This is a genomic window from Brevundimonas sp., assembly GCF_046299535.1.
GTDB lineage: Bacteria > Pseudomonadota > Alphaproteobacteria > Caulobacterales > Caulobacteraceae > Brevundimonas.
Window position 1 is genome coordinate 1 of sequence record NZ_JBKBIB010000017.1, and the last position, 26,710, is coordinate 26,710.

Annotated in this window: 23 protein-coding genes, 1 pseudogene and 1 other annotated feature; of the genes and pseudogenes, 11 read left to right on the top strand and 13 right to left on the bottom strand. The window is 68.9% G+C overall.

The window, feature by feature from the left end; genetic code table 11:
- From ACK4FB_RS13220 to ppdK, 8 genes and pseudogenes are all read left to right on the top strand, one after another.
- Window positions 1-229: pseudogene (locus ACK4FB_RS13220) on the top strand (RluA family pseudouridine synthase); the annotation flags it as partial.
- Window positions 230-238: 9 nt separating this feature from the next.
- Window positions 239-1,249 (top strand): tRNA dihydrouridine synthase DusB, encoded by a 1,011-nt coding sequence (dusB, locus tag ACK4FB_RS13225; protein WP_409753211.1) that lies wholly within the window; start codon window positions 239-241, stop codon window positions 1,247-1,249.
- A gap of 88 nt (window positions 1,250-1,337) precedes the next feature.
- Window positions 1,338-3,563 (top strand): ATP-binding protein, encoded by a 2,226-nt coding sequence (locus ACK4FB_RS13230; RefSeq protein WP_409753214.1) that lies wholly within the window; start codon window positions 1,338-1,340, stop codon window positions 3,561-3,563.
- Between the two features lie 9 nt (window positions 3,564-3,572).
- On the top strand, window positions 3,573-4,991 hold the full coding sequence (locus tag ACK4FB_RS13235; protein ID WP_409753132.1) for a sigma-54-dependent transcriptional regulator: 1,419 nt from the start codon (window positions 3,573-3,575) through the stop codon (window positions 4,989-4,991).
- Window positions 4,991-5,854 (top strand): D-amino-acid transaminase, encoded by an 864-nt coding sequence (locus tag ACK4FB_RS13240; RefSeq protein ID WP_409753135.1) that lies wholly within the window; start codon window positions 4,991-4,993, stop codon window positions 5,852-5,854. Before ACK4FB_RS13235 ends, ACK4FB_RS13240 begins: the two co-directional genes overlap by 1 nt.
- A 114-nt stretch (window positions 5,855-5,968) precedes the next feature.
- Window positions 5,969-6,214 (top strand): RNA chaperone Hfq, encoded by a 246-nt coding sequence (gene hfq, locus ACK4FB_RS13245; RefSeq protein ID WP_409693268.1) that lies wholly within the window; start codon window positions 5,969-5,971, stop codon window positions 6,212-6,214.
- Window positions 6,215-7,522, top strand: coding sequence for a GTPase HflX (gene hflX, locus ACK4FB_RS13250; RefSeq protein ID WP_409753138.1), 1,308 nt, complete (start codon window positions 6,215-6,217; stop codon window positions 7,520-7,522).
- Window positions 7,523-7,686: 164 nt separating this feature from the next.
- Window positions 7,687-10,377 (top strand): pyruvate, phosphate dikinase, encoded by a 2,691-nt coding sequence (gene ppdK / locus ACK4FB_RS13255; RefSeq protein ID WP_409753141.1) that lies wholly within the window; start codon window positions 7,687-7,689, stop codon window positions 10,375-10,377.
- Here the strand turns inward: ppdK and ACK4FB_RS13260 are convergent.
- Together ACK4FB_RS13260 and ACK4FB_RS13265 are read right to left on the bottom strand one after the other, a co-directional pair.
- Window positions 10,374-11,276 carry a polysaccharide deacetylase family protein gene (locus ACK4FB_RS13260; protein ID WP_409753144.1) on the bottom strand — a complete coding sequence of 301 codons (903 nt, stop codon included), beginning with the start codon at window positions 11,274-11,276 and terminating at the stop codon, window positions 10,374-10,376. The two genes, ppdK and ACK4FB_RS13260, sit on opposite strands and share 4 nt — an antisense overlap.
- A complete protein-coding gene (locus ACK4FB_RS13265) occupies window positions 11,276-12,523 on the bottom strand; it encodes an SGNH/GDSL hydrolase family protein (protein ID WP_409753147.1) in 1,248 nt (415 codons plus the stop codon). The genes ACK4FB_RS13260 and ACK4FB_RS13265 overlap by 1 nt, the downstream gene beginning before the upstream one ends.
- Window positions 12,524-12,763: 240 nt before the next feature.
- Between ACK4FB_RS13265 and ACK4FB_RS13270 the strand changes: the two genes are divergently transcribed.
- The gene (locus tag ACK4FB_RS13270) at window positions 12,764-13,300 is read left to right on the top strand and encodes a porin family protein (protein ID WP_409753150.1); all 537 of its coding nucleotides are present in this window, start codon (window positions 12,764-12,766) and stop codon (window positions 13,298-13,300) included.
- 181 nt (window positions 13,301-13,481) lie between these two features.
- On the opposite strand, the gene ACK4FB_RS13275 is transcribed toward ACK4FB_RS13270, so the two are convergent.
- From ACK4FB_RS13275 to ACK4FB_RS13300, 6 genes are all read right to left on the bottom strand, one after another.
- Complete coding sequence (locus tag ACK4FB_RS13275) at window positions 13,482-14,627, bottom strand: beta-ketoacyl-ACP synthase III (RefSeq protein ID WP_409753217.1); 1,146 nt, start codon at window positions 14,625-14,627, stop codon at window positions 13,482-13,484.
- A gap of 40 nt (window positions 14,628-14,667) precedes the next feature.
- Window positions 14,668-16,713, bottom strand: coding sequence for a capsular polysaccharide biosynthesis protein (locus ACK4FB_RS13280; RefSeq protein WP_409753152.1), 2,046 nt, complete (start codon window positions 16,711-16,713; stop codon window positions 14,668-14,670).
- A complete protein-coding gene (locus ACK4FB_RS13285) occupies window positions 16,710-17,990 on the bottom strand; it encodes a capsular biosynthesis protein (protein WP_409753155.1) in 1,281 nt (426 codons plus the stop codon). Before ACK4FB_RS13285 ends, ACK4FB_RS13280 begins: the two co-directional genes overlap by 4 nt.
- 38 nt (window positions 17,991-18,028) lie before the next feature.
- Window positions 18,029-18,868, bottom strand: a complete 840-nt coding sequence (locus ACK4FB_RS13290; RefSeq protein WP_409753158.1) for an HpcH/HpaI aldolase/citrate lyase family protein — start codon at window positions 18,866-18,868, stop codon at window positions 18,029-18,031.
- Between the two features lie 3 nt (window positions 18,869-18,871).
- Window positions 18,872-19,552, bottom strand: coding sequence for an SDR family NAD(P)-dependent oxidoreductase (locus ACK4FB_RS13295; RefSeq protein ID WP_409753161.1), 681 nt, complete (start codon window positions 19,550-19,552; stop codon window positions 18,872-18,874).
- 246 nt (window positions 19,553-19,798) lie between these two features.
- Entirely contained in the window at window positions 19,799-20,878 is a 1,080-nt protein-coding gene (locus ACK4FB_RS13300) for a CaiB/BaiF CoA transferase family protein (protein WP_409753164.1), read from the bottom strand.
- A 91-nt stretch (window positions 20,879-20,969) separates the two neighbouring features.
- Between ACK4FB_RS13300 and ACK4FB_RS13305 the strand changes: the two genes are divergently transcribed.
- Together ACK4FB_RS13305 and ACK4FB_RS13310 are read left to right on the top strand one after the other, a co-directional pair.
- Entirely contained in the window at window positions 20,970-21,965 is a 996-nt protein-coding gene (locus ACK4FB_RS13305) for a class 1 fructose-bisphosphatase (protein ID WP_409753167.1), read from the top strand.
- 21 nt (window positions 21,966-21,986) lie between these two features.
- The gene (locus ACK4FB_RS13310; protein ID WP_409753170.1) at window positions 21,987-22,247 is read left to right on the top strand and encodes a hypothetical protein; all 261 of its coding nucleotides are present in this window, start codon (window positions 21,987-21,989) and stop codon (window positions 22,245-22,247) included.
- Window positions 22,248-22,277: 30 nt separating this feature from the next.
- Here the strand turns inward: ACK4FB_RS13310 and ACK4FB_RS13315 are convergent, their stop codons facing one another.
- From ACK4FB_RS13315 to ACK4FB_RS13335, 5 genes are all read right to left on the bottom strand, one after another.
- Complete coding sequence (locus ACK4FB_RS13315) at window positions 22,278-23,753, bottom strand: SulP family inorganic anion transporter (RefSeq protein ID WP_409753220.1); 1,476 nt, start codon at window positions 23,751-23,753, stop codon at window positions 22,278-22,280.
- Between the two features lie 84 nt (window positions 23,754-23,837).
- Window positions 23,838-23,893 (bottom strand) — a sequence feature (sul1 is cis-regulatory element that is thought to sense ions involved in sulfur or methionine metabolism; They are found in Alphaproteobacteria).
- A 53-nt stretch (window positions 23,894-23,946) separates the two neighbouring features.
- Window positions 23,947-24,366 (bottom strand): Na+/H+ antiporter subunit G, encoded by a 420-nt coding sequence (locus tag ACK4FB_RS13320; protein ID WP_409753172.1) that lies wholly within the window; start codon window positions 24,364-24,366, stop codon window positions 23,947-23,949.
- Between the two features lie 5 nt (window positions 24,367-24,371).
- Window positions 24,372-24,647 carry a K+/H+ antiporter subunit F gene (locus ACK4FB_RS13325; protein WP_292107586.1) on the bottom strand — a complete coding sequence of 92 codons (276 nt, stop codon included), beginning with the start codon at window positions 24,645-24,647 and terminating at the stop codon, window positions 24,372-24,374.
- Window positions 24,644-25,165, bottom strand: a complete 522-nt coding sequence (locus ACK4FB_RS13330; RefSeq protein ID WP_409753175.1) for a Na+/H+ antiporter subunit E — start codon at window positions 25,163-25,165, stop codon at window positions 24,644-24,646. The genes ACK4FB_RS13325 and ACK4FB_RS13330 overlap by 4 nt, the downstream gene beginning before the upstream one ends.
- Window positions 25,162-26,691, bottom strand: a complete 1,530-nt coding sequence (locus tag ACK4FB_RS13335) for a monovalent cation/H+ antiporter subunit D (protein WP_409753178.1) — start codon at window positions 26,689-26,691, stop codon at window positions 25,162-25,164. Before ACK4FB_RS13335 ends, ACK4FB_RS13330 begins: the two co-directional genes overlap by 4 nt.
- Window positions 26,692-26,710 lie beyond the last annotated feature (19 nt).

Below are 26,710 nucleotides of genomic sequence, written 5' to 3' on the forward strand. Positions count from 1 at the left end.
CGGGCGCATGTATCAGCTGCGGGTGCAGATGCCCCACATGTGGCGGCCGCTGGTGGGCGACGTCCGCTATGGTGGGGCCCTGACCTTCTTGGGCGGCGCGGCGCCGCGCCTGATGCTGCACGCCGCCCGGCTGACCTTCCCCCACCCCGAGGGTGAAACCCTCACGGTCGAGGCGCCCATTCCGGCCGATTTCCGCGCCCTGATGGACCGCGCGGGCCTGAACCTCTAAATGCCCGCCATGAACGGCAAGCTTCAGATCGGCGACGTCACCGTGCCCGGCCGGGTGCTGACCGCGCCCATGACCGGCATCACGGACCTGCCGTTCCGGCGCGTGGCCTCAGCCCTGGGCGCGCCCTATGTGGCCACCGAGATGGTCGCCGCCGCCGAGCTGGCCCGCGCCCGGCCCGACGTCGTGCGCCGCGCCGCGGTGGGCGAGGGCCTGCCCCTGACGGTGATCCAGCTGGTGGGCCGCGACCCGGGCCGCATGGCTGAAGGCGCAGCCATGGCCGAGCGCGCGGGCGCCGACATCATCGACCTGAACTACGGCTGTCCCGCCAAGGAGGTCACGGGCGTGGCCTCCGGCTCGGCCCTGATGCGCGATCTGGATCTGGCCTGCGACATCATCCAGGCGGTGGTGAAGGCCACGTCGCGCCCCGTGACGGTCAAGATGCGGCTGGGCTGGGACGACGCCAGCCGCAACGCGCCCGAGCTGGCCCGCCGGGCCGAGGCGCTCGGGGTGCAGGCCGTCACCGTCCACGGCCGCACCCGCAAGCAGTTCTACACCGGCCAGGCCGACTGGACCGCCGTGGGCGAGGTCAAGGCGGCGGTCTCCATCCCGGTCATCGTCAACGGCGACATCCTGACCCCGGACGACGCTCGGGCCGCGCTGGCGGCGTCCGGCGCCGACGCCCTGATGCTGGGCCGAGGCGTCTATGGCCGTCCGTGGCTGGCGGCCCGTCTGGACGCGGCCCTGAACGGCGACCCGGCGGCGGCCGAACCGGACGCCCCACAGCGACTGGCCATCGTGCTCGACCATTTCCGGCAGACCCTGGCCTTCTATGGCGAGGGACTGGGCCTGAAGATGTTCCGCAAGCATCTGGGCTGGTACGTAGAGCAGGCGTCGTGGCCGTACTGTCCGCTGGAGCGCCGTCAGGCCAAGGCCCGCCTGTGCCGGCTGGAAACGCCCGAGGCGGTTGAGACGGCCCTGTCGGACCTCTGGTCATCGACGTCCGCGCGTCTGGTGGCGTAATTCGGCAACATTTGTGTTGAGTTCAGGCCACAGCGCGGCCTAGGCTCCCTGCATGACGGACCGCGCGCCAACCGACAGCGCCATCGATATGGGCGAGGAGCCTGCCGGGAGCAGGCTGCATGCGTTGTGGGACTGGACGCTCCACAATCGCGGCCGCGCGCTGTTCTGGCTGGCCTACGCCGTGGCGGCCGTTGTGACCGGCGCGGGCGTGTGGCTGGTGGCGGCCGCGCCGGGGGTGGACTCGGGCCGGGGCGGCGCCCAGGCGGCCGCCAGTCAGGCGGTGCTGGTCATCCTGCTGGCCAATCTGGTTCTGATCGCCTTCCTCGCCATGGTGGTGGGCCTGAGGGTGGTCAATCTTGCCCGCGAGCGCGACGCCGGGGCCCGGCTGCATCTACGCTTCGTAACCCTGTTCTCGCTGGTGGCGGTGGCGCCAGCCATCCTGATCGCCCTGGTGTTCGGGGTTCTGGTCAACCGGGGCGTGGACCAGTGGTTCAGCGCCAACGTGCAGGCCGCCGTCGATAACGGCGCCTCCATCGGTCGGGCCTATGTGCTGGATGTGCAGACGGACATGGAGCGCGATCTGGCCACCATGTCGAACGAACTTGGGGGACCGGTGCGGCAGGTCTTCCCGAACCGCATCCAGTTTTCCAACGCCCTGACCCAGATGGCGGAATTCTTCGGCTATCCGGCCATCTATATCCTGAACGGCGAGGGCGAGGTGATGGCCCGGGGCGAGACGCCGGAGGCGCCGCCCTATCTGGCGCCGCCGACGTCAGCCATCGAGATCGCCGCAGCGGGAGAGGACGCCGCTGTGGAGGCGACACAGAACCCGGACGCCATCCGCATCCTGTATCCGCTGCCGGACTACGGTGACGCCTATCTCTATGTGGTTCGGCCCCTGGCCCCCGGCCTGATCGCCCAGATGAACACCTCCATCGACTCCATCGAGGCCTACCGCGAGGCCGAGGAGAGCCGCGCCCGGATCCAGGCAGCCTTCGCCCTCAGCTATGTGGAGACGGCGCTGCTGGTGCTGGTGGGCGCCGTCTGGCTGGGCCTGGCCGCCGCCAACGCCATTTCCCGGCCCGTGGCGCGCCTGGTGCAGGCGGCCGACCGGGTGGCCGAGGGTGACCTGTCCGCCCGTGTGGATTCCAGCGCCGACCCGGAGGAGATCGCGGTCCTGTCGCGCGCCTTCAACCGCATGACCGGCGACCTTCAGGCGCAGCAGGAGGCCCTGCGCGCCGCCAGCGAGGACGCCCAGGCCCGCAGCCTGTTCATCGAAACCGTTCTGTCGGGCGTCAGCGCCGGCGTCATCGGCCTGGACAGGAAGGGCCGCATCTCGGCCATCAACGAAAGCGCCACCCAGCTTCTGTCGATCCAGGAGCCGAAGGTTCTGGGCAAGGCCCTGGCCAAGGTCGCGCCGGAGCTTGGCGATCTGGTCGCCCGCGGCGAGGCCCGCGTGGACGAGGAAATCGACGTCACCCGCGACGGCGAGACCTTGCGCCTGCGGGTGCGAGTCGAAGGCGGGCTTGGCGGCGAGATGGTGCTGACCTTCGACGACATCACCCGACTGGTGACGGCCCAGCGCAACGCGGCCTGGAAGGATGTGGCCCGCCGCATCGCCCACGAGATCAAGAACCCCCTGACCCCCATCCAGCTTTCGGCCGAACGCCTGCGCCGCAAGTACCGATCCCAGGTGGCCGACGACGTGGAGACCTTCGACCGCTGCACCGAGACCATCATCCGTCAGGTAGGCGACATCGGCCGAATGGTGGACGAGTTCTCGTCCTTCGCCCGAATGCCCGCGCCGCGCTTCGCGCCCGAGGACGCCGCCGAGTTGCTGCGTCAGGCCGTGTTCGCCCAGCGCGTGGCGGATCCCGAAGTGGCCGTTCACATGACCGAGCCCCTGCCCGAGGCCGTCATCAGCTGCGACGGCCGGATGATCGGCCAGGCCCTGGCCAACCTGCTCAAGAACGCCGGCGAGGCGGTGACGGGCGCCCGGGTCCAGGGCGGTGCGGCGGCGGGAGGCGTCTCCGTCATGCTGGAGGTGGACGCGGACCGCGCCACCTTCATCGTCGAGGATGACGGGATCGGCCTGCCTGAAAAGGACCGCGATCGCCTGACCGAGCCCTATGTCACCACCCGGGAAAAGGGCACCGGCCTTGGTCTGGCCATCGTCAAGCGCATCTGTGAGGACCACGGCGGCGATCTCAAGCTGGCCGACGCCCAGAATCTGGGCGGGGCGCGGTTCTGCATGGTTCTTCCCCTTCAGACTTCGAGTTCAGCGGGCGCTGGTCAAACAGCGTCGAAGCAGTAGAGAGGCGATATGCGAGTCACACCTGGCGGCGCCGACGTTCTTGTCGTCGATGATGAGGCCGATATCCGTGATCTGGTTTCCGGCCTTCTGGAGGACGAGGGCCACGCGGTGCGCACCGCGTCCAACTCCGAGGAGGCCCTGGCCGCCATCAAGGCCAGGAAGCCCTCGCTTCTGGTGCTGGATATCTGGATGCAGGGCGGCGGCATGGACGGGCTGGAACTGCTCGACCTTGTCATGGAGCTGGACGCCGACCTCCCGGTGGTCATGATCTCCGGGCACGGCAACATCGAGACGGCCGTCAGCGCGCTGAAGCGCGGCGCCTACGACTTCCTCGAGAAGCCCTTCAAGTCCGACCGGCTGGTGCTGGTGGTCGAGCGAGCGCTGGAGGCCTCGACCCTCAGGCGCGAGAACCGCCGGCTGCGCGCCAAGGCTTTCGTGCCGACGGGCCTGATCGGGACATCCAACGCGGCCCAGCAGCTGCGCTCCACCATCTCGAAGGTCGCCCCGGCCAACAGCCGCGTGCTGGTCGCTGGTCCGCCCGGTTCGGGCAAGGAGCTGGTCGCCCGCCAGATTCACGACGGCAGCCCGCGCGCCCGCTCCGAGTTCGTGGCCATCTCCGCCGCCGGCATGACGCCCGAGCGGCTCGACATCGAGCTGTTCGGCGAGGAAGGGGCGGGCGGCCGTCCCTCCAAGATCGGCGTATTCGAGCGCGCCCACAACGGCACCCTGTATCTGGACGAGGTGGGCGACATGCCCCGCGAGAGCCAGAGCCGTATCCTGCGCGTGCTGGTTGAGCAGCGCTTCCGCCGCGTGGGCGGCGACACCGACGTCCAGGTGGACGTGCGCGTCATCACCTCCACCTCGCGCGATCTGCGTCACGAGATCGCCGACGGACGATTCAGGGAGGATCTGTTCCACCGCCTGAACGTGGTGCCGATCCGCGTGCCGCCGCTGTCGGAACGTCGGGAGGACATCGGCGAACTGGTCAACTATTTCGTGGAGATTCTTTGCGAGTCCCAGGGGCTCCCCCGGCGGGTCCTCAGCGAGGACGCCCTGGCGGTGCTGCAGGTCCACGACTGGCCCGGCAATGTCCGCCAGCTGCGCAACAATGTGGAGCGTCTGCTGATCCTGGCCACAGGCGATCCGTCCGAGCCCATCACCGCCGACATGCTGCCGCAGGAAGTGGCCAGCACCGGCGCGGCGGCCACCATGGGGACCGAGCGGGTCATCGGCCTGCCGCTGCGCGAGGCGCGCGAGGTGTTCGAGCGCGAGTACCTGACCGCCCAGATCATGCGCTTCGGCGGCAACATCTCGCGCACGGCCGCCTTCATTGGCATGGAGCGGTCGGCGCTGCACCGGAAGCTGAAGTCGCTGGGCGTGGCGCCCGCGCGCGGCGGTGCTGAGGACGAGGAAGGAAACGGGGACTGATGTCCAGGGTCGCTTACGTCAACGGAGTCTACCGGCCCCACGGCCAGGCGGTGGTCCATGTGGAGGACCGGGGCTTCCAGTTCGCCGACGGGGTCTATGAGGTCTGGTCCGTCGCCGACGGGCGGCTGGCCGATTTCGAAGGTCACATGGCGCGCCTGTTCCGGAGCCTCTCCGAACTGCGCATCGACCCGCCCATGAGCCGGGAGGCCCTGACCCGAGTGTTGCGCGAGACGGTGCGCAGGAACCGGGTGCGCGACGGCATCGTCTATCTGCAGGTCACCCGCGGCACGGCCCGGCGCGACCACCCGTTCCCGCCGCCGGGCACCCCGCCCAGCGTGGTGGTGACCGCCAAATCCATGAATTTCGACGCGCTGGACGCGAAGGCCGCCAAGGGCATCACCGTATTGACCCAGCCGGACAACCGCTGGGGTCGCTGTGACATCAAGACGGTGGGCCTGCTGCCCAACGTTCTGGCCAAGCAGGCGGCGCTGGACGCCGGCGCCGGCGACGCCTGGCTGGTGGACGAGATGGGTCTGGTCACCGAGGGCACATCCAACAACGCCTGGATCGTGGACAAGGACGGCGCGCTCAGAACCCGCGACATCCAGGCCAACATCCTGCGGGGCATCACCCGCCAGACCCTGATGGAAATTGTCCGGGAGGAAGGTCTGACCGTCGATGAGCGCCCCTTCAGCGTCGAGGACGCCAAACAGGCGCGCGAAGCCTTCGTGACCTCCGCCTCGGCCTTTGTCCTGCCGGTGGTGGGAATCGACGGGGCGAAGATCGGCGACGGCAAGCCCGGCCCACTGGCGAAGCGCCTGCGCGATCTCTATCTGGACAAGACCCGCGACGAGGCGATCTAGATCGTTGCCGTCGCGCCCACGTGCGGGCTAGGGTCAGTCCACGGCATATCCGTCGTGTCCGGCGTCCTCCCCGGCGCCGGTCGATCAACAACGAAGAACAGGACAAACCTGGCCATGTCGCAAGACAAGAGACAGAACCTTCAGGACGCCTTCCTCAACAGCGTCCGCAAGACCAAGACCCCCCTGACGATCTTTCTGGTGAACGGCGTGAAGCTGCAGGGCATCGTCACCTGGTTCGACAACTTCTGTGTGCTGCTGCGTCGCGACGGCCAGTCCCAGCTGGTATACAAGCACGCCATCTCCACCATCATGCCTTCCGCGCCCGTGCAGCTGTACGAGCCCGAGGCGGATGAGGACTGATTGACCTCCAAACTCATTGACCACGCCCCTGCGGTCCAGCGCGCCGTCGTCATTCACCCCGACGGTCGCGGGACGTCCGCGCGTCTGGCCGAGGAGCGGCTGGGAGAGGCTGTCGGCCTGTCCGGCGCGCTGGATCTGGACGTGCGCGCCGCCGAGGTGGCCCGCCTGCGCCGCACCGTGCCCGCCACCCTGTTCGGCATGGGCAAGGTGGACGAGATCGCCGCCCTGATCCGCGCCGCCGAGGCCGATGTGGTGGTCATCGACGACGCCCTGACCCCGGTGCAGCAGCGCAATCTGGAGAAGGCGTGGGAGGTCAAGGTCATCGACCGTTCCGGCCTTATCCTCGAGATTTTCGGTCGCCGGGCCCGCACCGCCGAGGGGCGACTGCAGGTGGAACTGGCGCGGCTGGACTACGAGCGCTCGCGGCTGGTGCGCACCTGGACCCACCTGGAGCGCCAGCGCGGCGGCACCGGCTCCACCGGCGGCCCCGGCGAAACCCAGATCGAGCTGGACCGGCGCATGATCGCCGACCGCATCGACAAGCTGAAGGCCGAGCTGGAAGACGTGCGCCGCACCCGCGCCCTTCACCGCAAGGCCCGGAAGCGCGTGCCGTTCCCGTCCGTGGCGCTGGTGGGCTACACCAACGCGGGCAAGTCGACCCTGTTCAACCGGCTGACCGGCTCGGAGGTCCTGGCCAAGGATCTGCTGTTCGCCACCCTGGACACCACCCAGCGCACCATCCGCCTGCCGCAGGGCCGCCCGGCCATCATCGCCGACACGGTGGGTTTCATCTCGGACCTGCCGCACGAACTGGTGGCCGCCTTTCGCGCCACGCTGGAGGAGGTGGGCGAGGCCGACCTGATCCTGCACGTGCGCGACATCGCCAGCACCGACACCGAGGCCCAGCGCCGCGACGTGGAGCAGGTGCTGGAGCAGATCCCCGTGCCCGAGGGCCGTAGCCGGCGGGTGCTGGAGGTCTGGAACAAGATCGACCTGCTGTCGGAGGAGGACCGCGAGGCCGTTCTCGGACAGGCGGCCCGTCAGCTGCGCGAGGGCAAGGCCGTCGCGGTGTCGGCGTGGACCGGGGAGGGGATCGAGTCCCTGCGCGAGGCCATCGCCGCCCTGGTGGACGACGAGCCGGAAACCCGCCTGACCCTCGACCCCGGACAGGGCGAGGCCCTGGCCTGGCTTTATGAGCATGGCCGCGTGACCTTCCGCGACACCGACGCCGATGGCCGCGTCCATCTGGTGGTCAAGCTTCCGCCCGCCGCCCTGGGCCGTTTCGAACAGCGTTTCGGCCTGGATTGATCTGTCATCAGGAGGGGTGTGGGCCAGGGCCGCATCCGTCCCGTCTCACGATTTGTTACAGCCCGCCATGGCCTTTGCCGCATCGCCGCGCTAGCTTCCCGCCGGCTCAGAGGCGGGGCTCAACCCGTCCATTCTCCAGACTGAAACTCAGGATCGACGCAGACATGACCCAGTGGGTGTACGGCTTCGGCGGCGGCTCCGCCGACGGCGACGCTTCGATGAAGAACCTTCTCGGCGGCAAGGGCGCCAACCTTGCGGAGATGTCCTCCCTCGGGCTCCCGGTGCCGCCCGGTTTCACCGTCACCACCGAGGCCTGCGTCCACTATTTCTCCCAGGGCCAGACCTACCCCGCCGATCTGGAGGACCAGGTGAAGACGGCGCTGGAGCAGGTGGAGACCCTGACCGGCAAGCGCTTCGGCGACGCGGCCAATCCGCTGCTTGTGTCGGTGCGCTCGGGCGCCCGCGCCTCCATGCCGGGCATGATGGACACGGTGCTGAACCTGGGCCTGAACGACCAGACGGTGGAGGGGCTGGCGGCCCTGTCCGGCGACCGACGCTTCGCCCTGGACAGCTATCGCCGCTTCATCACCATGTATTCCAATGTGGTGCTGGGAATCGGCCATGACCTGTTCGAGGAGGTTCTGGACGACCACAAGGACCGCCTCGGCGTCTCGGTCGACACCGAGCTGACGGCCGGGGACTGGGAAAAGGTGGTCGCCGACTACAAGGCCGTGGTCGAGCGCGAACAGGGCGAGCCCTTCCCGCAGGATCCCGCCGCCCAGCTGTGGGGCGCCGTGGGCGCCGTGTTCGACAGCTGGATGAACGACCGGGCCAAATTCTATCGCCGCATGCACGACATCCCCGAGAGCTGGGGCACGGCGGTGAACATCCAGTCCATGGTGTTCGGCAACATGGGCCAGACCTCGGCCACCGGCGTGGCCTTCACCCGCAACCCGTCCACGGGCGAGGCGAAGCTGTACGGCGAGTTCCTGATCAACGCCCAGGGCGAGGACGTGGTCGCCGGCATCCGCACGCCCCAGTCCCTGACGAAGGCGGGCCGCGAGGAAATGGGCGAGAGCGCCCCCTCCATGGAAGAGGCCATGCCGGAGGTGTTCGGCCAGTTCGTGGAGGTGGTCGGCAAGCTGGAAAGCCACTACCGCGACATGCAGGACATCGAGTTCACGGTCGAACAGGGCCGGCTCTACATGCTGCAGACCCGCAACGGGAAGCGCACCGGCAAGGCGGCGCTGAAGATCGCTGTAGACCTGGCCGCCGAGGGCGTCATCAGCCAGGAAGAAGCCATCCAGCGGGTCGATCCCTCGGCGCTGGACCAGCTGCTGCACCCCACCCTCGACCCCAGGGCCCATCGCAACGTCATCGCCGCCGGCCTGCCCGCCAGCCCCGGCGCGGCCACGGGCAAGGTGGTGTTCGATTCCGACGAGGCCGAACGGTTGGGCCAACTGGGCGACGCGGTCATTCTGGTCCGCGAGGAGACCTCCCCCGAGGACATCCACGGCATGCACGCGGCGCGCGGCATCGTCACGGCCCGCGGCGGCATGACCAGCCACGCTGCGGTGGTGGCGCGCGGCATGGGGCGGCCTTGCGTCTCCGGCGCCGGCGAAATCCACATCGACGAGGAGGCGGGCCTGTTCCGCGCCCGGGGCCGCGAGTTCCGTGCGGGCGAGATCGTCACCATCGACGGCTCGAAGGGCGAGGTGCTGGAGGGCGCGGTCGACATGATCGAGCCGGAGCTGACCGGTGACTTCCAGACACTGATGGCCTGGGCCGACAAGGTGCGCCGCCTGAAGGTGCGGGCCAATGCAGAGACCCCGCTGGACGCGAAGACCGCGCGCGGCTTCGGCGCCGAGGGCATTGGCCTGTGCCGCACCGAGCACATGTTCTTCGACGAGACCCGGATCGCCGCGGTGCGCGAAATGATCCTCGCCGACGACGAACAGGGCCGTCGCGCGGCCCTGGCCAAGATCGAGCCGTTCCAGAAGGCGGACTTCACGGAGCTGTTTCAGATCATGGCCGGCCTGCCGGTGACGATCCGGCTGCTGGATCCGCCCCTGCATGAGTTCATTCCGCACTCTGACGAGGACATCGACGCCCTGGCGGCGTCATCGGGCCTGGACGCGGCCAAGCTGAAACGCCGCGCGAAGGACCTGGCCGAGACCAACCCCATGCTGGGCCATCGCGGCTGCCGCCTCGGCGTGGCCTATCCCGAGATCTACGAGATGCAGGTGCGCGCCATCCTTGAGGCGGCGCTGGCGGTGAAGGCCGCCTCGGGCGCCGCGCCGACGCCGGAGATCATGCACCCGCTGGTCGCGCTGGGTCTTGAGATGAAATACCTGCGCGAGCTGACCGACCGCACCGCCGAGGCGGTTTTCGCGGCGGCGGGCGACCGGGTCGACTATCAGGTCGGTACGATGATCGAGCTGCCTCGCGCCGCCCTGCGCGCCGGGGACCTGGCCGAGAATGCCGAGTTCTTCTCTTTCGGCACCAACGACCTGACCCAGACCACGTTCGGCATCAGCCGTGACGACTCCGGCCGCTTCCTGCAGGCCTACATGGACAAGGGCATCTTCGAGACCGATCCCTTCGTGCGGCTGGATCAGGAGGGCGTAGGCGACCTGATCCGCATCGCCGCCGAGCGGGGCCGGGCCGTGCGTCCGGACGTCAAGCTGGGCATCTGCGGCGAGCACGGCGGCGACCCGTCCTCCATCGCCTTCTGCGAAGATGCGGGTCTCGACTACGTCAGCTGCTCCCCCTACCGCGTGCCCATCGCGCGCTTGGCGGCGGCGCAGGCGGCGCTGCATGCCAAGGCCGGCACCGAGCGCGAAAAGGACCGCTAGCGGCAGACGGTCTCAAGCCAGGCGATGTCCCGCGGCTTCGGCGGTGCGGTCTGACCCTGCGCCGCCAGCGCCGTCTCCAGATAAAGCGGTCCGTCCGACGGCGTCACCCGCATGTCCGCCTCATAGAAGGGGTGGCGCTGCGCCTCTTCAAGGGAGACGAACGCGGCGCCCTTGTCCCGGTACAGCCCCAGCACCTGCGGCAGCATGCGGGCGTGGAACGCGCCGGTGTGCAGCAGCAGGACATAGGGGATGTCCTCGCCATAGAGCATCTGCGCCATGGCCTGTGAATGGTCGAAGGCGGCCTCGGCGGCCTCCATATAGGCCCGCTCCAACCGGTCGATGGCCGCGTCGTCGCCCTGCGCCCGGCAGCGCACATAGGGCTCGGTCCAGGCCCAGTCGTCAAAGCTCATGGTGACCGAGGCCACCCGGTAGCCCCGCTGGTCCAGAAAGCCCCTGATCCGGTCGCGCAGCGCCGGGTCATCGCCCTCGGCCAGGAAAGGATATCGGAACCAGCGCCAGTCCCGCTCGCCCATCAGCACGGCGAGCAGCGGCTCATTGTACAGGATTCCGGCCTCATAGGCCTCGGCGCCGATGACGTTCGGATTCTCGTGCGTCCAGGTGTGGTTGCCCAGCGCGTGGCCGGCCGCCCGCCAAAGGTCCAGCGCCGCGGCGGCGTCCGGGTTCTGCTCGATCGACCCGCCGTTGATGAAGATGGTCGCCGGGGCGTCGCCTGCCTCGCTCAGCGCCGCGATCATGCGGGCGGCGACACCCACATAGGTCTCGCCCTCGGGCACAGGCCCGTGGACCGGGGCGTCGTCGATGGTGATGGCGATCTGCTGCGCCCCGGCGGCGGCCGGAAGACACAGGGCGGCGGCGAAAACGATCAGGGGGAGGCGCATCAGTCTTCGTGCGTCAGAAACAGCGTCAGGTCCACCGCCTCGCCCATGGCGCGGTAGCCCTCAATGGACGGGTGCAGGCCATCGCTGTCGTACTCGGCCCGAAGGTGCGTGGGCCGATCCGGATCGCGCAGGACCGCGTCAAAATCGATCACCGCGTCCACGTTTCCGGGCGTCCGGAACCAGGCGTTGATCGCCTGCCGGTCCGCCTCGTTTGCCGCCCCCGGGCGATAATAGTCGGAGCCGCCAAAGGGCGTGATGGTGGCGCCGATGACGGTTATGCCTCGCGCCCGCGCCCGGGCGGTCATCTGCGCGTAGGCGGCGATCATGTCGGCGACCAGCGCAGCGTGGGCCTCCGGCGTGGCCGGCGTGTCGCGGGTCAGCACGCCCAGATCGTTTACGCCTTCCAGAAGGATCAGATGGGTCACGCCGGTCTGGCCCAGCACGTCCCGCTCGAACCGCGCCAGGGCATTGGGCCCCAGACCGTCACGCAGCACCCGGTTGCCGCCGATGCCGTGGTTCAACACGCTGAGGTGCGTCGTGCGGGGGTCGGCCTGCAGCCGCTCGGCCAGAAAGTCCGGCCAGCGCGTGTCGGTGTCCGGCTGGACGCCATAGCCGTCGGTGATGGAGTCGCCCAGCACGACGATCGCCCCGGCGTCTGGCGGGCCCAGCACGTCCACACCGGACAGCAGGTACCAGCGGGTGAAGGTGGTCTCCCCGGTCAGGGCTCCGGCGCCGGTCTGGTCGCCCGGCGCCATGCGGCTGGTGGCGCGCGCGCCCGGATGGGCGGTGAGGCGCGGGGGCGCATCCGCGACATGCAGGGTCACGGCCAGATGGGACAGGGCCTCGGCCGGGAAATTCGCCGGATCGGAATTGAACTCGGCCCCGGCGGGGACCATGACGTCATGCCGGCCTGCGAAGGTGAGGGGCCTGACCGTGGCCGGATCGACCAACGCGCCGTCGCGTGTGGCCGATCGGGCCACCTCGGCGCTCCGGATATGAAGCGGCGCGTCGCCCAATGCGTTGGAAACCCGCACCCGGATCTGGTCGCCCGATGCAGTGAGCCGCACCACCTGCCGCAGGGTGACGTTATCCATGGCGCCATCGGGCAAGGCGTGTTCATTCTCGGCGACCATTTGGGACGAGGCCCATGCGCCGACCCATCGCGCATTGTCGGCCACGGCTGTGACCGGCGTGAGAATGAGGCCGAGTGCGGCGAAAGCGCCCAGCAGGCGGCGTCTGGAGATCATGATCATCCTCCCTGTCGCGCCCGGCGATCTTGATGTCGTGGTAGCGCTATCAGACCGCCAGGGTCCGGCTTTCCGCGAGATGCGTCAAGAGCCCCCGGAACGGCGTATGTGTCTTTTGAGCCACCGTTACGCTTGTGTAATCGTTCGGCCTTGGAACCGCCCCAAGTCGTACCTACTTGAACACTCGCTGGGATAAGGGGCTGGCGACCAAAGAAGTCGCTGCTCACGGAGTGTTACTAAATGAAAACGATTCTTCTCTCTACCGCCGCCATCGCGATGTTCGCCGCCGCGCCCGCCATGGCGCAAAGCTGGCCTGCGCCCGAATACTACGGTTCGCTGGGTTACTCGCACATGCAAGCTGATGACACCGACGTTGAACTCGGCGCCATCACTGGACGTTTCGGCGCCAAGCTCACGCCGTACTTCGGTTTCGAGGGTGAAGGTTCCGTCGGCGTGCGCGATGACGAAGTCACCATCGCCGGCGTGACGGCTGACATCGAGCATCGCTACGACCTGGCCGCTTACGGCGTGGCGTTCCTGCCCGTCAGCCCGAACTTCGAGCTGTTCGCCCGCCTGGGCTACGGCACGACCGAGATCAAGGCTTCGGCCGCCGGCGTGAGCGCCCGTGAGGACGGTGAAAGCTGGAACTACGGCGTCGGCGCCAACTACTTCTTCGACGGCCAGAATGGCGTCCGTGGCGACTGGACACGCCGTGACTTCACTGACGACGGCGGCGAAGCCGACGTTTACTCGGTGAGCTACATCCGCCGCTTCTAAAGCCGGATGACATCGGGGCTCCGGAGACGGAGCCCCGCTATCGAGCAGGAAAGGCGCGCTTCGGAGAGGAAGCGCGTCTTTCTTCTTTTTTGGTCGCTAACGCTCGGCCCGCGGGGCCTCGCTACTTGAGCGCGTGTTGGGCGCTAACGCTCGGCGTGCGGGGCCTCGCTGCTTGAGCGCGTCAGGCGCGCTTGCGGACGAACACCGAGCCCGCCGAGTAGCCGGCGCCGAAGCTGCAGATCAGGCCGGTGTCGCCCGGAGCGAAGCCGTCGTTGTGCAGGTGGAAGGCGATGATGGACCCTGCCGACGAGGTGTTGGCGTAGTCGTCGAGGATGATGACGTTTTCGCCCGGCGCAGGCTCGCGGCCCAGCACGCGCTTGCCGATCATCTCGTTCATGTTGATGTTGGCCTGGTGCAGCCACAGGCGTTTCAGGTCTGTCGGATCGATGGCCAACTCGCGGGCGTGGTCCACGATCATCTCGGAGACCATGGGCACCACGTCCTTGAAGACCTTGCGGCCCTGCTGGACGAACAGCTTGTCGGTGAGGCCGTCAGGGCGGGCCCCGTCGGCGACGGCGCTCACGTCCTCGCGGGCGGCGCGGTTCAGGAAGCCGAAATTGTTGCGGATGTTGTTGGAGAAGACGGTCTTGAGCCGGGTCCCGAGAATGTCCCAGCCGCCGGTCGCCTGATCGGCGGCCTCGATGATCACGGCGGTGGCCACGTCGCCGAAGATGAAGTGGCTGTCGCGATCCCTGAAGTTCAGGTGGGCCGAGCAGATCTCGGGGTTCACCATCAGCACCGCCTTGACCGAGCCGGAGCCGATGAAGTCGGCGGCGGTCTTGAGGCCGAAGGTGGCCGATGAGCACGCCACGTTCATGTCGAAGGCGAACCCGTGGATGCCCAGGGCCTGCTGGACCTCGATGGCCATGGCGGGGTAGGGGCGCTGCATGTTGGAGGCGGCGCAGATGACGGCGCCGATCTCGCTGACCGGCTTGCCCCAGCGGGCGATGGCCTCCTGGGCGGCTTTGACCGCCATTTCGCCCAGCACCGAGAGCTCGTCGTTCCCGCGTTCGGGAATGTGCGGGACCATGCGGTCCGGATCTAGGATGCCCGACTTCTCCACCACGAAGCGGGACTTGATGCCCGACGCCTTCTCGATGAACTCGGACGAGGAGGGCGTGAGCGACTCCAGCTCACCGGCGGCGATGGCTTCTGCGTTCGCCGCATTGAAGCGCTCGGCGAAGGCGTTGTAGGCGGCCACCAACTCGGCGTTGGAGATGGACTGCTCGGGGGTGTGAAGGCCGGTCGCTGCGATGACGGCCTGAATGGTCTGGGTCACGGTTTGTCCGTTTTGTTGACGAACCCCATCAATAGGACGGCGGCGGCGTCCGGTCGAGACTGGCGCGAATTCCGGTCCACCAACGAGCGATCTGGTTCGAGGGGGGCGGCGGCGCGGGCTTGTCGCGGGCGGCGATGAGGGCCTCGACCAGATCCTCGACCTCGCAGGGCCAGCCGCCCGGGGCCACATACACGGGGTACAGAATCAGGGCGGCGGCGACCAGTTCGTCCAGGGTCGCCCGGCGTCTACGACGGGGGCAGGGGACGCGGTCCTCGGTCAGGCCCCAGCCAGCGAAGAAGGGCGTGCCGTAGGTGGTCACGGGCTTGCCGCGCAGCAGGGCCTCGAAGCCCGACAGGGAGGTCAGGGTGGCCAGACGGTGGGCGTGGTCCACACACTGGCTGATGTCCAGCCCGTCGGCCGAGGCGTCCACGGCGTCCAGGGCGGCGCCGTCCAGCAGGCCGGGGCGGTTGCCGGCGAGCACGTCGGGGTGGGTCTTGTAGATCAGGAAGGCGTCCGGGTGGTCCGCCCGCACGGCGGCGACCAGTCCGGCGTTGGTGCGGATGTCGGCGCAGCCTTTCAGGATCGACTGGTCGTTCTCGACCTGGCCCACAATGAGGATTCGCTTGCGGTCTTTAGGCCAGGCGTCGAAGGCGCCGGGCGGGGCGGGCAGATTGTATTTGCTGAGGCCGGCCTCGACGATCCGCTCGCGGAGGCGGGCGGCGCGGGCCAGCAGGGCGGGGGGGAACCCGCCCTGTTCGATCAGGGCCTCCAGCCGCGAGGGGCGCGTGGCGTCGTAATAGACCCCCAGGTCATCAAGGGTGATGGACAGGGCGCCGACGAAGTCCGAGCCGAGGCCGCGCGACCGAATGAAGCCGTCCTCCATGCGCAGGACCGGACCGGTGAAACCCTCGGTCGCCTGATCGAAGTCGGGGCCGGTGCGTGAGGCCCAGCACACGATGCGGCCGTCCTCGGCTTCGGCGGCGGTCCGGGCGGCGGATGCGGACGCAAAATAGCGCACCGGTCCCTTGGGCGAATTCAGCAAGCGGCGCACGGGCGGGCGCTTGGCCGGGGCGAAGGCGACGCAGGCGTTCAGGCCGGCCAGCCGCTCGGCCCGATCCCGCAGGGCGATGAGGCGCTCCAGCGCCTGTTCCGCATCGCAGGCGCGGTCGGTGACCGGGTCCACATAGCGGGCGTAGCGGATCAGGGCGGCGGCGGCGATGGACTCGATCTCGCGCAACAGGCCCCGGCGGCCTGTGTCCACAGCATCTGTGGTCAGGCCCCAGCCGGAATAGAAGGGCGCGCCGAAGCAGCGGACCGGCAGGCCGCGCAGCAGCGCCTCCCACCCCAGGCCGCTGGTGACCGTATAGACCGCGTCCACATGGGCCAGCAGGTCGGCGGGCCGGACGTCGGTGTCGATCAGGGTGGCGTCGCCGAGGCGGTCGGCGGGGATGCAGCCCTGTTTGCGGCCCGCGGCCACGGCCGGATGGCGCTTGACGATAAGCTGGGCGCCGGGCTCGTCGCGGCGGGCGGCGTCCAGCATGTCGATGAACGACTGGTTGCTGGCCATGCCGAAGCCGATGGAGGCGTCGCCGTGGGTCTGGTCCACGATCAGGATGCGGCGGCCGGGCTTGAGCTGGGCCTCGTCCAGCGGGCCGCCCATATTGGTCTTGGAGACGCCGCTTTCGACGATGCGGTCGATCAGGGCGCGGGCGCGGATCCGCAGGTCGGGCGACATCCAGCCCGGCGCCCCGGCGATCAGTTGCTCCAGCCGCGAGGGGCGGGTGGCGTCGTAGTAGATCCCCACATCATCGGCCACGACGCTGAGCGACGCTGCGCCCGTCTCGCCCAGACCCACGGAGCGAAGCAGACCGTCTTCCAGCGCCACATAGGGCAAGCCGTGTTGTTCTGCCCAGCGGCGGCCGTGGGCGGCTGTGGGCTTCAGGCCCCAGCCCAGCACGGCCTGTATGTCGCGGCCAGGCAGGGCGCGCAGATCGTATTCGGGCAGGAAGGCCGCCAGATTGGGCAGGCGGCGGACGCCCGGCGCGCAGACCCATGCGGGCGCGGGCGTGCTCACTGGACCTGGGCCCGGTCCCAGCCCCCGGCGAAGGCCATGGCCATGCGGCGGGCCGTGGCCTCCTGCATGGCGGGGTTGTGATAGCTGCCGTTGATCTGGGTGCGGTGAAGCACGTGTTCGCGGAAGCGGATATACAGGTCGTGGTCCGGCGGCGCCGGCGACCGCCAGAAGTCGGACAGCGGTTTCTGATCCGTCAGGCCCTCGAAATCAAAGAAGGCCTCGCCCAGCACCTTGACCGGAGTGCCGAAACCCACGGCCGACAAGGCCGCGGTGGAGTTATTGACGATCATGCCCCGCGAGGCGCGGCAGAGCTCGGCGAGATTGCCGCCGTCGATGAAGTCGATACGGCCCTCGACGCCGTGCCGCCGCCCCAGCCGGCGGACCACGGCGCTGTAGTTCACCAGTCCGGGATCCAGCGGATGGTTCTTCACCACCAGACGCGCTTCAGCCGGGGCGGTACGGGCGAAATCCTCCACCACCCTTTCCAGAAAGGCGGTGTTGGTGGCGTAGTCGGAGTAGCGCAGAAGGGTGGTGTCGCCCTCGCGCTGGAGGCAGGCGATGAAGAACGGCCCGCGCCCGGCGATAACCCCTGTATCGGTGTCCCGCGGCGAGGCGATGCGCAGCTTCAGGTACCGCCAGGCATGGCCGGCCGCCTGGGCGATGGCGTGACGCGTGTACGGGCGTACATAGCGAGGGTAGAGCACGCTGCCGGCCACCTGTACGGTGTGATAGCGGGCAAGGTTCCAGACGTGGTGCGGCAGGATGGTGCCCGCAGGCTGGAACGGCGGCTCGCGGGGCGCGGGCGCCGGATAGCCCTCGGCGGACCGGGGCAAGGTGGAGCGGGCGTTGACGCCATTCCGCTCCATGGTCACCCAGTGGGGACGGAAATAGCCGTTCTCGATGACCCAGACCGACGCCTTGAGGCGGTTGGCCTGTTCGATCACGGTCTGGTTGTAGATGCCGGCTTCCCCGAAAAGGACGAGGTCGGTGTAGCGCTCCGCCAGACCGGGGAGGGCGTGGGGCCAGGCCTCGCCGCCGCGCCGGAACTTGACGGCGTCCCTGCCGCCCCAGTCCAGAAGATCACCCGCGTTGAAGATCATGCGCCGCACTACCGCGCCGTTCGCGCGCAGGACCGCCGCAAGCTTTCGCGAATAGGAGCCGAAGGGCGCCGAGATGATCAGGAAGCGCCGTCCGGCGAGGCCGGGAATGGCGTCAGACGGCGCGTCGCTGGCGTCCGGATCAGCTCCGGCGGACGGGGATGGCGAGGCGACTGACAATGAGATCCGGAGCCTGATGATAACGAGTCCGTGAACTCTTAGAGTGTTCCGGCGAGATCACGCAAGGCGAGCGTGTCGCGGGCGCGCGCCAGATGAAGCCGCTCCACCATGGCGCCCTCGACGCGGATGACCCCTTTTCCGGCGTGGCCGGGGTTGTCGAAGGCGGCGACCACCGCCTCGGCCCAGGCGATGTCGTCGGCGGAGGGAGAGAAAGCGGCGTTGGCGCCCGCGATCTGGCGGGGGTGGATCAGGCTCTTGCCGTCGAAGCCGTAGAGGCGGCCCTGACGGCATTCGGCTTCGAACCCGGCGTCGTCGTCCAGGGCGTTGAAGACCCCGTCGATGGGGGACAGGCCGTGGGCCCGGGCGGCGGCGACGGTCAGGCTCATGGCGGTCTTCAGGGGCTCGCGATCGGGGGCGGGGCCGCTGCGCAGCATGGCGGCCAGATCGTTGACCCCCAGCATCAGGGCGCCGAGGCCCGGCGTGGCGGCGATGGCGTCCAGATGGAACAGGGCGCCGGGCGTCTCGATCATGGCCCACAGGGCGGCGGCGTCCGGCAGGCGGGCGGTGAAGGCGGCGGCCTGATCAGCAGTGGAGACCTTGGGCGCGACGATGAAGGCGGGTCCGGCGGCGTGCAGGGCGGTCAGGTCGCCGTCGCCCCAGTCGGTGTCCAGGCCGTTGACGCGGACCCCGACCTCGGGGGCCTGAAAGCCGCCCTGACGCAGGGCGGCGACGGCGGCGTCGCGGGCGGCGGCCTTGTCGTCCGGGCCGACGGCGTCCTCCAGATCCAGCACCACCACGTCGCAGGGCAGGGTGCGGGCCTTCTCCACCGCGCGGGGGTTGGAGGCGGGCAGGTAGAGGACGCTGCGGCGGGGCGTCATGGCTCAGACCCGGCCGGTGACGGGGATCAGGGCGCCGGTGATCGCCCGGGCGGCGGGGGAGGCCAGGAACAGCATGACGGCGGCCAGATCGGCGGGCTTGACCCACTTGTCCGCGTTCTCCTCGCCCATGTCGGCGCGGTTGGCGGGGGTGTCGATGATGGAGGGCAGGACCGCGTTGACGGTGACGGCGCTGTCCTTGAGCTCCTCGGCCAGGGCCTCGGTCAGGCGATGGACCCCCGCCTTGGAGGCGGCGTAGGCGCCCATGCCGGCGGCGGCCTTCTGCGCCCCCGCCGCGCCCACATTGACGATGCGGCCGTCGGGCGCCTGTTTCAGGAAGGGCAGGGCGGCGCGGCTGGCGTTCAGGGCGGTGGTCACATTCAGGGCGTGCATGCGGCCCCAGGCGGCGGGGTCGCCGTCCTCAAGGGTCTGCCAGACGAAGCCGCCGGCGATGTTGAGCAGGGCGTCGATGCGGCCGAGCTGGTCGGCGACGGTTTGTATGGCCTTGTCCGCCTGAGCCGCGTCGGTGAGGTCCACGCCGCACAGGGTCAGGGCCGCGCCGGGAAGGTCGCCCTTGTCGGCGTGGTCGACGGCCGCGACGGTCCAGCCCGCTTCGCCGGCCGCCCTGGCGACCGCAGAGCCGAGGGCGCCGTGGGCGCCGGTGATGACGATGACGGGTTGGGACATGGGCGACTCCTTCAGGTCGGCGGACCATAGGGCCTGAGGTCAGGAGGCTCCACCGCCCGATCTTTCAGTTTCGGATCCTGACGGCGAAAAACAGGGTCCGAATTGTCCGAATTGTCCGAAACCGGCGTCCGGCAGGGCGGATTTCGGAGTCAGAAAAAACGTGTCCGAATTGTACGAAATGTCCGAAATCGCCTCCCGGCGGCGGTGTCGGCTCAGGCCAGTATACACCGCTCCCGGACAGTGGGATTAAATCGTCGCGTCCGACCAGCGCGCCAGCACCGCTTCGCCGTTTTCGCCCGCCTTTGCAGGCGGACCCTGAAGGGCGCCCGGCGTGCGGGAGAAGCGCGGGGCGGGGGCGGGCTGGGTGACGCCGAAGGCCTCGGTGAAGCTCTCGCGGGCGGCCAGATGGGGATGCGCGGGGGCCTCGTCCAGAGACAAAACCGGGGCGAAGCAGGCGTCGGTCCCTTCCAGCAGGGTGGTCCAGTGGTCGCGGGGCCGGGTCATGAAGACGGCGGCCAGTTCGGCGGCCTGCTGGTCCATGTCGCCCGCAGGCTGGGGCGGGAGGCCGAGGCGGGTGCGCAGCTCCAGATAGAAGGCGGGCTCCAATGGGCCGACCGAGACGTGGCGGCCGTCGGCGCAGGCGTAGGTGCGATAGAAGGGCATGGCGCCGTTCAAGAGGCCCTCGCCCCGCTTCATGCTAGTGAGGCCGTCATGGGTGAGCCAGCTGAACACCCCCATCAGGGAGACGGTCCCGTCCACCACGGCCGCGTCGATCACCTGACCCTCGCCCGAGGTCTGGCGCTCATGCAGGGCGGCGAGGATGCCCATGGCCAGATAGAGCGAGCCGCCGCCGTAGTCGCCCACCAGATTGAGCGGCGGGACCGGATCGCCGCCCTTCGGCCCGATGGCGTCCAGGGCGCCGGTGACGGCGATGTAGTTGATGTCGTGGCCCGCCGCGTGGGCCAGCGGCCCGGTCTGGCCCCAGCCGGTCATGCGGCCGTAGATCAGGCGCGGATTGGCGGCCAGCGCCTCATCCGGCCCGAGGCCCAGCCGCTCCATGACACCGGGGCGGAAGCCCTCGATCAGCACGTCGGCGGCGGCGATGGCCTGCAGGGCGGTTTCGCGGTCGGCGCCGGCCTTCAGATCCAGCGCCAGCGAGCCGGCCCGTCCGCGCGCGGTGACGTCATGGGGCGCCGCGCCGCCGCCCGGACGATCGATGCGCAGCACCTCGGCGCCCAGATCCGACAGGAGGGTGGCGCAGAAGGGCGCCGGTCCAATTCCGGCGAACTCCACGACCTTCAGGCCGTTCAAGGGGCCATGACCCATGCGATTCCTCCCGTTTCGTTTCGCTACGGATAGCGCAGGTTGCGCCCCGCGTCGCGGGATGCGAGATCGCCTTCAGCATACGGAGACCCTCATGGCCCAAACGTCCGGCAAGACCCTCGCCGCCTTTCTGAAGGCTCAGTCCGCCCCCGAAAGCCTGAAGGGGCTGATCGCCGGGATCGCCGACGGATGCGTGCGCATCAGCCATGCGGTGCGTCAGGGCGCGACGGCGGACATGCTGGGCACGGCGGGCGACACCAATGTGCAGGGCGAGGTGCAGAAGACCCTCGATCTGGCCGCCGACGACATCATGATGGACGTGTGCCGCGCCGCGCCGGGCGTGGTGGCGGCGGCGTCGGAAGAGCAGGACGGCATCGTGCCGGTGGCCCAGGTCGGCCCGAACGAGGGCTGGCTGGTGCTGTTCGATCCGCTGGACGGGTCCAGCAACATCGAGGTCAACGTGTCCATCGGCACCATCTTCTCGGTGCTGCCCGCGCCGCTGGTGGAGACGCCGCGCGATCCGGTGGCCGAGGACTTCTTCCAGCCGGGACGGGAGCAGGTCGCGGCGGGCTATGTGGTCTACGGGCCCCAGACCCTGCTGGTGTTCACCCTTGGCGACGGCGTGTTCGGCTTCACCCTGGAGCCGGTCAGCGGCGAATGGGTGCTGACCCACGACCGCATCGCCGTGCCGGTGGAAACGAAGGAATTCGCCATCAATGCGTCGAACCAGCGCCACTGGCACGTGCCGGTGCAGCGCTACATCGCCGACTGTCTGGCGGGGACCACGGGGCCGCGCGGCAAGGATTTCAACATGCGCTGGGTGGCGTCCATGGTGGCGGACGTGAACCGCATCATGATGCGCGGCGGGGTGTTCATGTACCCGGCGGACCGCAAGGACCCGTCCAAGCCGGGCCGCCTGCGCCTGATGTACGAGGCGGCGCCCATGGCCATGGTGATGGAGCAGGCCGGCGGCGCGGCCAGCGACGGGACGCAGCCCATGCTGGACGTGGTCCCGGACGCCCTGCACCAGCGCGTGCCGGTGATGCTGGGGTCGAGGGCGGAGATCGAGACGTTCCTGACGTACGGTTAGGGCGGAAGGGGAGCCAAACTAATGATCTGGGTCATCGTCATCTGCACTGTCGCACTAGCGGTCACGGTTGGGCTAGCAGCTAGCGCCATTATCAACGCTATTCAGCGCTTGACGTATCAGGTGGCGTGGCTCCGAAAGGAGACCACGGCGGGCCTTGGCGTCGAATCCAGCGACCAGAATGGATACGCGCACGGCGGATTTCTCAGCGAGATGGCGACCGATCTGAGGGAGCGGAGAGAGCAGGAGCGGACCGAGCGCTATCAACGAGACGCTCAGTTCTAAACCCGCACGGGTTTGTCAAAGGCAGACAACCTAATGCACCGCGCCCTCGGGCAGGTGGGCCTTGTCGTGTTTGCCGGTGCGGGCGACCAGGGTCCGGGCGGCGGCGTTCATGCCGTAGACCTCGACCTTCACGCCCCGGCGGCGATAGCGGAACACCACCTTGTCCACGGCGGCGACGGCGGTGATGTCCCACAGGTGGGCGTCGCTCATGTCGATGATCACGCGCTCGGGCTGGCCGTGATACTCGAAGGCCGCCGCGAACAGATCCGCCGAGACGAAGAAGACGTGGCCGCGCACGGTGTAGCGGCGCACCTCGTCGGTGCTGTCCCCGGCTTCGACCACCTCGATCATCTTGCCGAGACGGCGGATGAAGAAGATGGCCGACAGGATCACGCCCAGCATCACGCCCTTGGACAGGTCGTGGGTCAGGACCACGGTGAGGGTGGTGGCGATCATGACGATGGAGGACTGCATCGGGGTCGAGCGCAGGCGCCGGACCGAGCCCCAGTCGAATGTGCCGATGGAGACCATGATCATCACGGCCACCAGCGCGGCCATGGGAATCCGCGCCACCCAGTCCTGAAGCACCAGGATCAGGAACAGCAGAAACAGGCCGGCCCACAGGGTGGACAGTCTCCCGCGCGCGCCGGAGGTGACGTTGATGATCGACTGGCCGATCATGGCGCAGCCGGCCATGCCGCCGAACAGGGGCGACAGGATGTTGGCGATGCCCTGACCGCGGGACTCCATGTCCTTGTCCGACGGGGTGTCGGTGATGTCGTCCAGCAGGTTGGCGGTCAGCAGGGATTCCAGCAGGCCCACGAAGGCCAGGGTGGCGGCCACCGGGCCGATGATGGCCAGGGTCTCCCATGTCAGGGGCACGTCGGGCAGGTGGAACACGGGCAGGGTCGAGGGCATCTGGCCCATGTCGCCCACGGTGCGCACGTCGATGTTCAGCCACATGGCCAGACCGGCCAGCACCACGATGGCGATCAGGGGCGAGGGGATGGCCTTGGTCAGGCGCGGCAGCAGATAGATGATGGCCAGACCGCCCGCGACCATGGCGTACGTCTGCCAGTTGGCGCCTATGAGCTCGGGCAGCTGGGCCAGAAACATCAGGATGGCCAGGGAGTTGACGAAGCCGGTCATCACCGAGCGCGAGACGAATTTGATGTAGCGCCCCAGTTTCAGCACCCCGACGATGATCTGGATCACCCCGGTGAGGATGGAGGCGGCGAACAGATATTCGAGGCCGTGGTCCCGCACGAGGGTGACCATGAGCAGGGCCATGGCGCCGGTGGCGGCCGAGATCATGGCCGGGCGTCCGCCGACGAAGGCGATGGTCACGGCGATGACGAAGCTGGCGTAGAGGCCGACCGCCGGATCGACCCCGGCGATGATCGAGAAGGCGATGGCCTCGGGGATCAGGGCCAGGGCCACGACGGTGCCCGCCAGCAGATCGCGGCGGGGGCTGGCGAGCCACTCCTGGCGCGCGAGGGAGATGATTTTCATGGGTCGTCCGGGGAGGACCAGCGGACCCGTCGCCCCGTCACGGCGTGGGTGCAGCCACTGTCGGCCGTCAGGCCTGTGGTGTGTCCGGGGGATCGGCGCCCGGCGTAGCCACCCGGATCAGGTCCGGGTCCGACGAACCGCCCCTATGCCTTGTGCGGCGCAGCAAGGCAACCGGGAGCCCATGACCTCAGAGATCGCTGACGACCTTCTGGTCCAGGGTGGCGCTGTCGTCGAAGGTGGCCCAGGTCTTGCCGCCCGAAGGCTGGGGCAGGCCCTCGCGGATGTCGTCGGCGGGGTTGGGATCGATGTGGCGGCCCTGACGGTGCAGGTGCGACTTGGCGATCATGTTGGCGGTCACCGGCGCGGTCAGGAACAGGAACAGGGTGATCAGCAGCTCGTGCGCCGAATAGGTCCCCTCCATGGCCGGGAAGAAGATCATGGAGGCGATCAGGCAGGCGCCGACGCCCAGGGTGGTGGCCTTGGTGGGTCCGTGCAGGCGCGTCATCAGGGACGGCAGCCGCGCCAGGCCCCACGAGCCGACCAGCAGGAAGCCGCCGCCGATGACCAGCAGCAGGGCGATGACATATTCGATGATGATCTCGATCACGGGCGTCACTCCACAATGTCCCCGCGCAGGAGGAATTTGGAATAGGCCACGGTGCCCAGGAACCCGACCATGGCCAGCAGCAGGGCGGCCTCGAAATAGTTGGCGGTGCGCTCCCACAGACCGAACAGCACCACCATGGCGATGATGTTGATGGTCAGGGTGTCCAGGGCCAGGATGCGGTCGCCGCTGGTGGGACCGCGCAGCAGGCGGAACAGGTTCAGGGCCATGCCCAGCGCCACGCAGCCGATGGCGAATCCGAGGGCGTATCCGATGGGGCTCATGGGAAGATCCTCAGCAGGCGGGCCTCGTAGCGGGACTTGATGCGGGCGATCTCGGCGTCGGGATCGGCCGTATCCAGAATGTGCACCAGCAGGGCCCGGCCGTCGGCGGAGATGTCGGTGGAGACCGTGCCGGGCGTCAGGCTGATGGTGGCGGCGAAGGCGGTGATGGCTTCCGGCGAGCGCAGGTCGGTGGGGATGACCAGCCAGTGCGAACGCAGGTCCCGGTTGCGGCGGAACAGGATGATCCAGGCCACCTGGAAATTGGCCACCATGATGTCCCACAGCACAATGGCCAGATAGCCCCAAAGGGGCGGGCCGAAGCGCATGCGCGGATTGCCCGGCCAGAACCGGCTGGTGAGCAGCGGGATGGCCACGGCGAAGGCGACGGCCAGCACCAGCCCGCCCCAGCTGAGACTGTTCAGCAGGAGCATCCACACCACCACCAGCATCACCGACAGGGCCGGGTGCGGCAGGATGCGCTGGATCAGGGACGGGCGCTGGACCGGAAGCTCGCTCACGACTGGCCTCCCATGACGGTGTTGATGTAGGCGTCAGGGTCGAACAGCTGGGCGGCCGTGGCGTCCGTATAGGCGGTCAGCGGCCCGGCGAAGAGGGCCGAAGCGGCCAGCAGGGCGATGAAGCCGGCCGCCACGGCCATGGTCGCGCCGCCGCCGTGGATGCGGCCGGCCTTGCAGTCGCCCTCGACCGAGGCGCTCTTCCAGAAGATCTGGCTGCCGGCGCGGGCGAAGCCGAGGATGCCGATGACGGTGGTGATCAGGATGACGGCCCAGACCCAGTATCCGCCCGGCGCGTCACGCACGCCGTCCAGGATCAGCAGCTTGCCCAGGAAGCCGGACAGGGGCGGCAGGCCGACCATGGCGATGGCGGCGAGGAAGAACAGGGCCGAAAGCTTCTCCACATCCTGGAAGCGGGGCCCCACATTGATGGCGTCGCCGTATTCGCCCCGGCGCGCGGCGATCATATCCATGACCAGGAACAGGGCCGCGCCCGCCAGGGTGGAGTGGACGGTGTAATACAGGGCCGCGGACATGGCGTCCGGCTGGAACACCGCCACCGCCGCCAGCAGGGTGCCCATGGAGCCGATCACCGCGTAGGCGGCCAGATCCCGCAGACCCTTCGCGGCCAGAACCCCGAAATATCCCAGGGTGATGGTGACCAGGGCGGCGGGCAGCATCCAGTCGGCCGCCGCCCAGGCGGAGGCCTGGCTGTCGTCGCCGAAGATCAGGGTGGCGACGCGGATGATGCAGTAGGCGCCCACCTTGGTCATGATGGCGAACAGGGCCGCCACCGCGCCGGAGGTGTGGGCGTAGGTGCGCGGCAGCCAGAAGTGCAGCGGAACCAGCGCCGCCTTGAGCGCGAACAGGACGATCAGCAACAGGCCGGCGGACTTGAGCAGGGCCTGGTCCCCCTCGGGCGCGGCGGCCACGCGCAGGGCCATGTCGGCCATGTTGAGGGTGCCGGTGACGCCGTAGAGCATCCCCACCGCGATCAGGAACAGCACCGATCCGGCCAGGTTGATGATGACGTACTGCACCCCTGCCTTCAGGCGCGCGGCGCCCTGGCCGTGCAGCATCAGGCCGTAGGAAGCCAGCAGCAGCACCTCGAAGAAGACGAACAGGTTGAACAGGTCGCCGGTCAGGAAGGCGCCGTTCAGGCCCAGCAGCTGGAACTGGAACAGGGGGTGGAAGTGCCAGCCCTTGCGGTCCAGCCCCGTGGCGATGGCGTAGATCAGCACGCCCAGGGCCACCACGGATGTGAGCAGCACCATCAGGGCGGACAGGCGGTCCAGAACCAGCACGATGCCGAAGGGCGCGGACCAGTTCCCCATGGCGTAGGCGACCACCTCGCCGGTGGAGGCGTGGGCCACCATGACGGCGCTGATGACCACCAGGGCGGCCGAGACCGCCAGGGTCGTGACCCGCGACAGCACCAGGCGCCGACGCATGACCAGCAGGATCAGGGCCGCGGCCAGGGCCGGAATGATGACAGGGGCGACGACCCAGGGAGCGATGGCGGCGGTCATTTCCGGGTCCTCCTGCCGC

What these genes read in the sequence shown, in the direction of transcription:
- dusB (WP_409753211.1), top strand. Translation starts at nt 239, where the DNA reads ATGAACGGCAAGCTTCAGATCGGCGACGTCACCGTGCCCGGCCGGGTG.
- ACK4FB_RS13230 (WP_409753214.1), top strand. Translation starts at nt 1,338, where the DNA reads ATGGGCGAGGAGCCTGCCGGGAGCAGGCTGCATGCGTTGTGGGACTGG.
- ACK4FB_RS13235 (WP_409753132.1), top strand. Translation starts at nt 3,573, where the DNA reads ATGCGAGTCACACCTGGCGGCGCCGACGTTCTTGTCGTCGATGATGAG.
- ACK4FB_RS13240 (WP_409753135.1), top strand. Translation starts at nt 4,991, where the DNA reads ATGTCCAGGGTCGCTTACGTCAACGGAGTCTACCGGCCCCACGGCCAG.
- hfq (WP_409693268.1), top strand. Translation starts at nt 5,969, where the DNA reads ATGTCGCAAGACAAGAGACAGAACCTTCAGGACGCCTTCCTCAACAGC.
- ppdK (WP_409753141.1), top strand. Translation starts at nt 7,687, where the DNA reads ATGACCCAGTGGGTGTACGGCTTCGGCGGCGGCTCCGCCGACGGCGAC.
- ACK4FB_RS13260 (WP_409753144.1), bottom strand. Translation starts at nt 11,276, where the DNA reads ATGCGCCTCCCCCTGATCGTTTTCGCCGCCGCCCTGTGTCTTCCGGCC.
- ACK4FB_RS13265 (WP_409753147.1), bottom strand. Translation starts at nt 12,523, where the DNA reads ATGATCTCCAGACGCCGCCTGCTGGGCGCTTTCGCCGCACTCGGCCTC.
- ACK4FB_RS13270 (WP_409753150.1), top strand. Translation starts at nt 12,764, where the DNA reads ATGAAAACGATTCTTCTCTCTACCGCCGCCATCGCGATGTTCGCCGCC.
- ACK4FB_RS13290 (WP_409753158.1), bottom strand. Translation starts at nt 18,868, where the DNA reads ATGACGCCCCGCCGCAGCGTCCTCTACCTGCCCGCCTCCAACCCCCGC.
- ACK4FB_RS13295 (WP_409753161.1), bottom strand. Translation starts at nt 19,552, where the DNA reads ATGTCCCAACCCGTCATCGTCATCACCGGCGCCCACGGCGCCCTCGGC.
- ACK4FB_RS13300 (WP_409753164.1), bottom strand. Translation starts at nt 20,878, where the DNA reads ATGGGTCATGGCCCCTTGAACGGCCTGAAGGTCGTGGAGTTCGCCGGA.
- ACK4FB_RS13305 (WP_409753167.1), top strand. Translation starts at nt 20,970, where the DNA reads ATGGCCCAAACGTCCGGCAAGACCCTCGCCGCCTTTCTGAAGGCTCAG.
- ACK4FB_RS13310 (WP_409753170.1), top strand. Translation starts at nt 21,987, where the DNA reads ATGATCTGGGTCATCGTCATCTGCACTGTCGCACTAGCGGTCACGGTT.
- ACK4FB_RS13325 (WP_292107586.1), bottom strand. Translation starts at nt 24,647, where the DNA reads ATGAGCCCCATCGGATACGCCCTCGGATTCGCCATCGGCTGCGTGGCG.
- ACK4FB_RS13335 (WP_409753178.1), bottom strand. Translation starts at nt 26,691, where the DNA reads ATGACCGCCGCCATCGCTCCCTGGGTCGTCGCCCCTGTCATCATTCCG.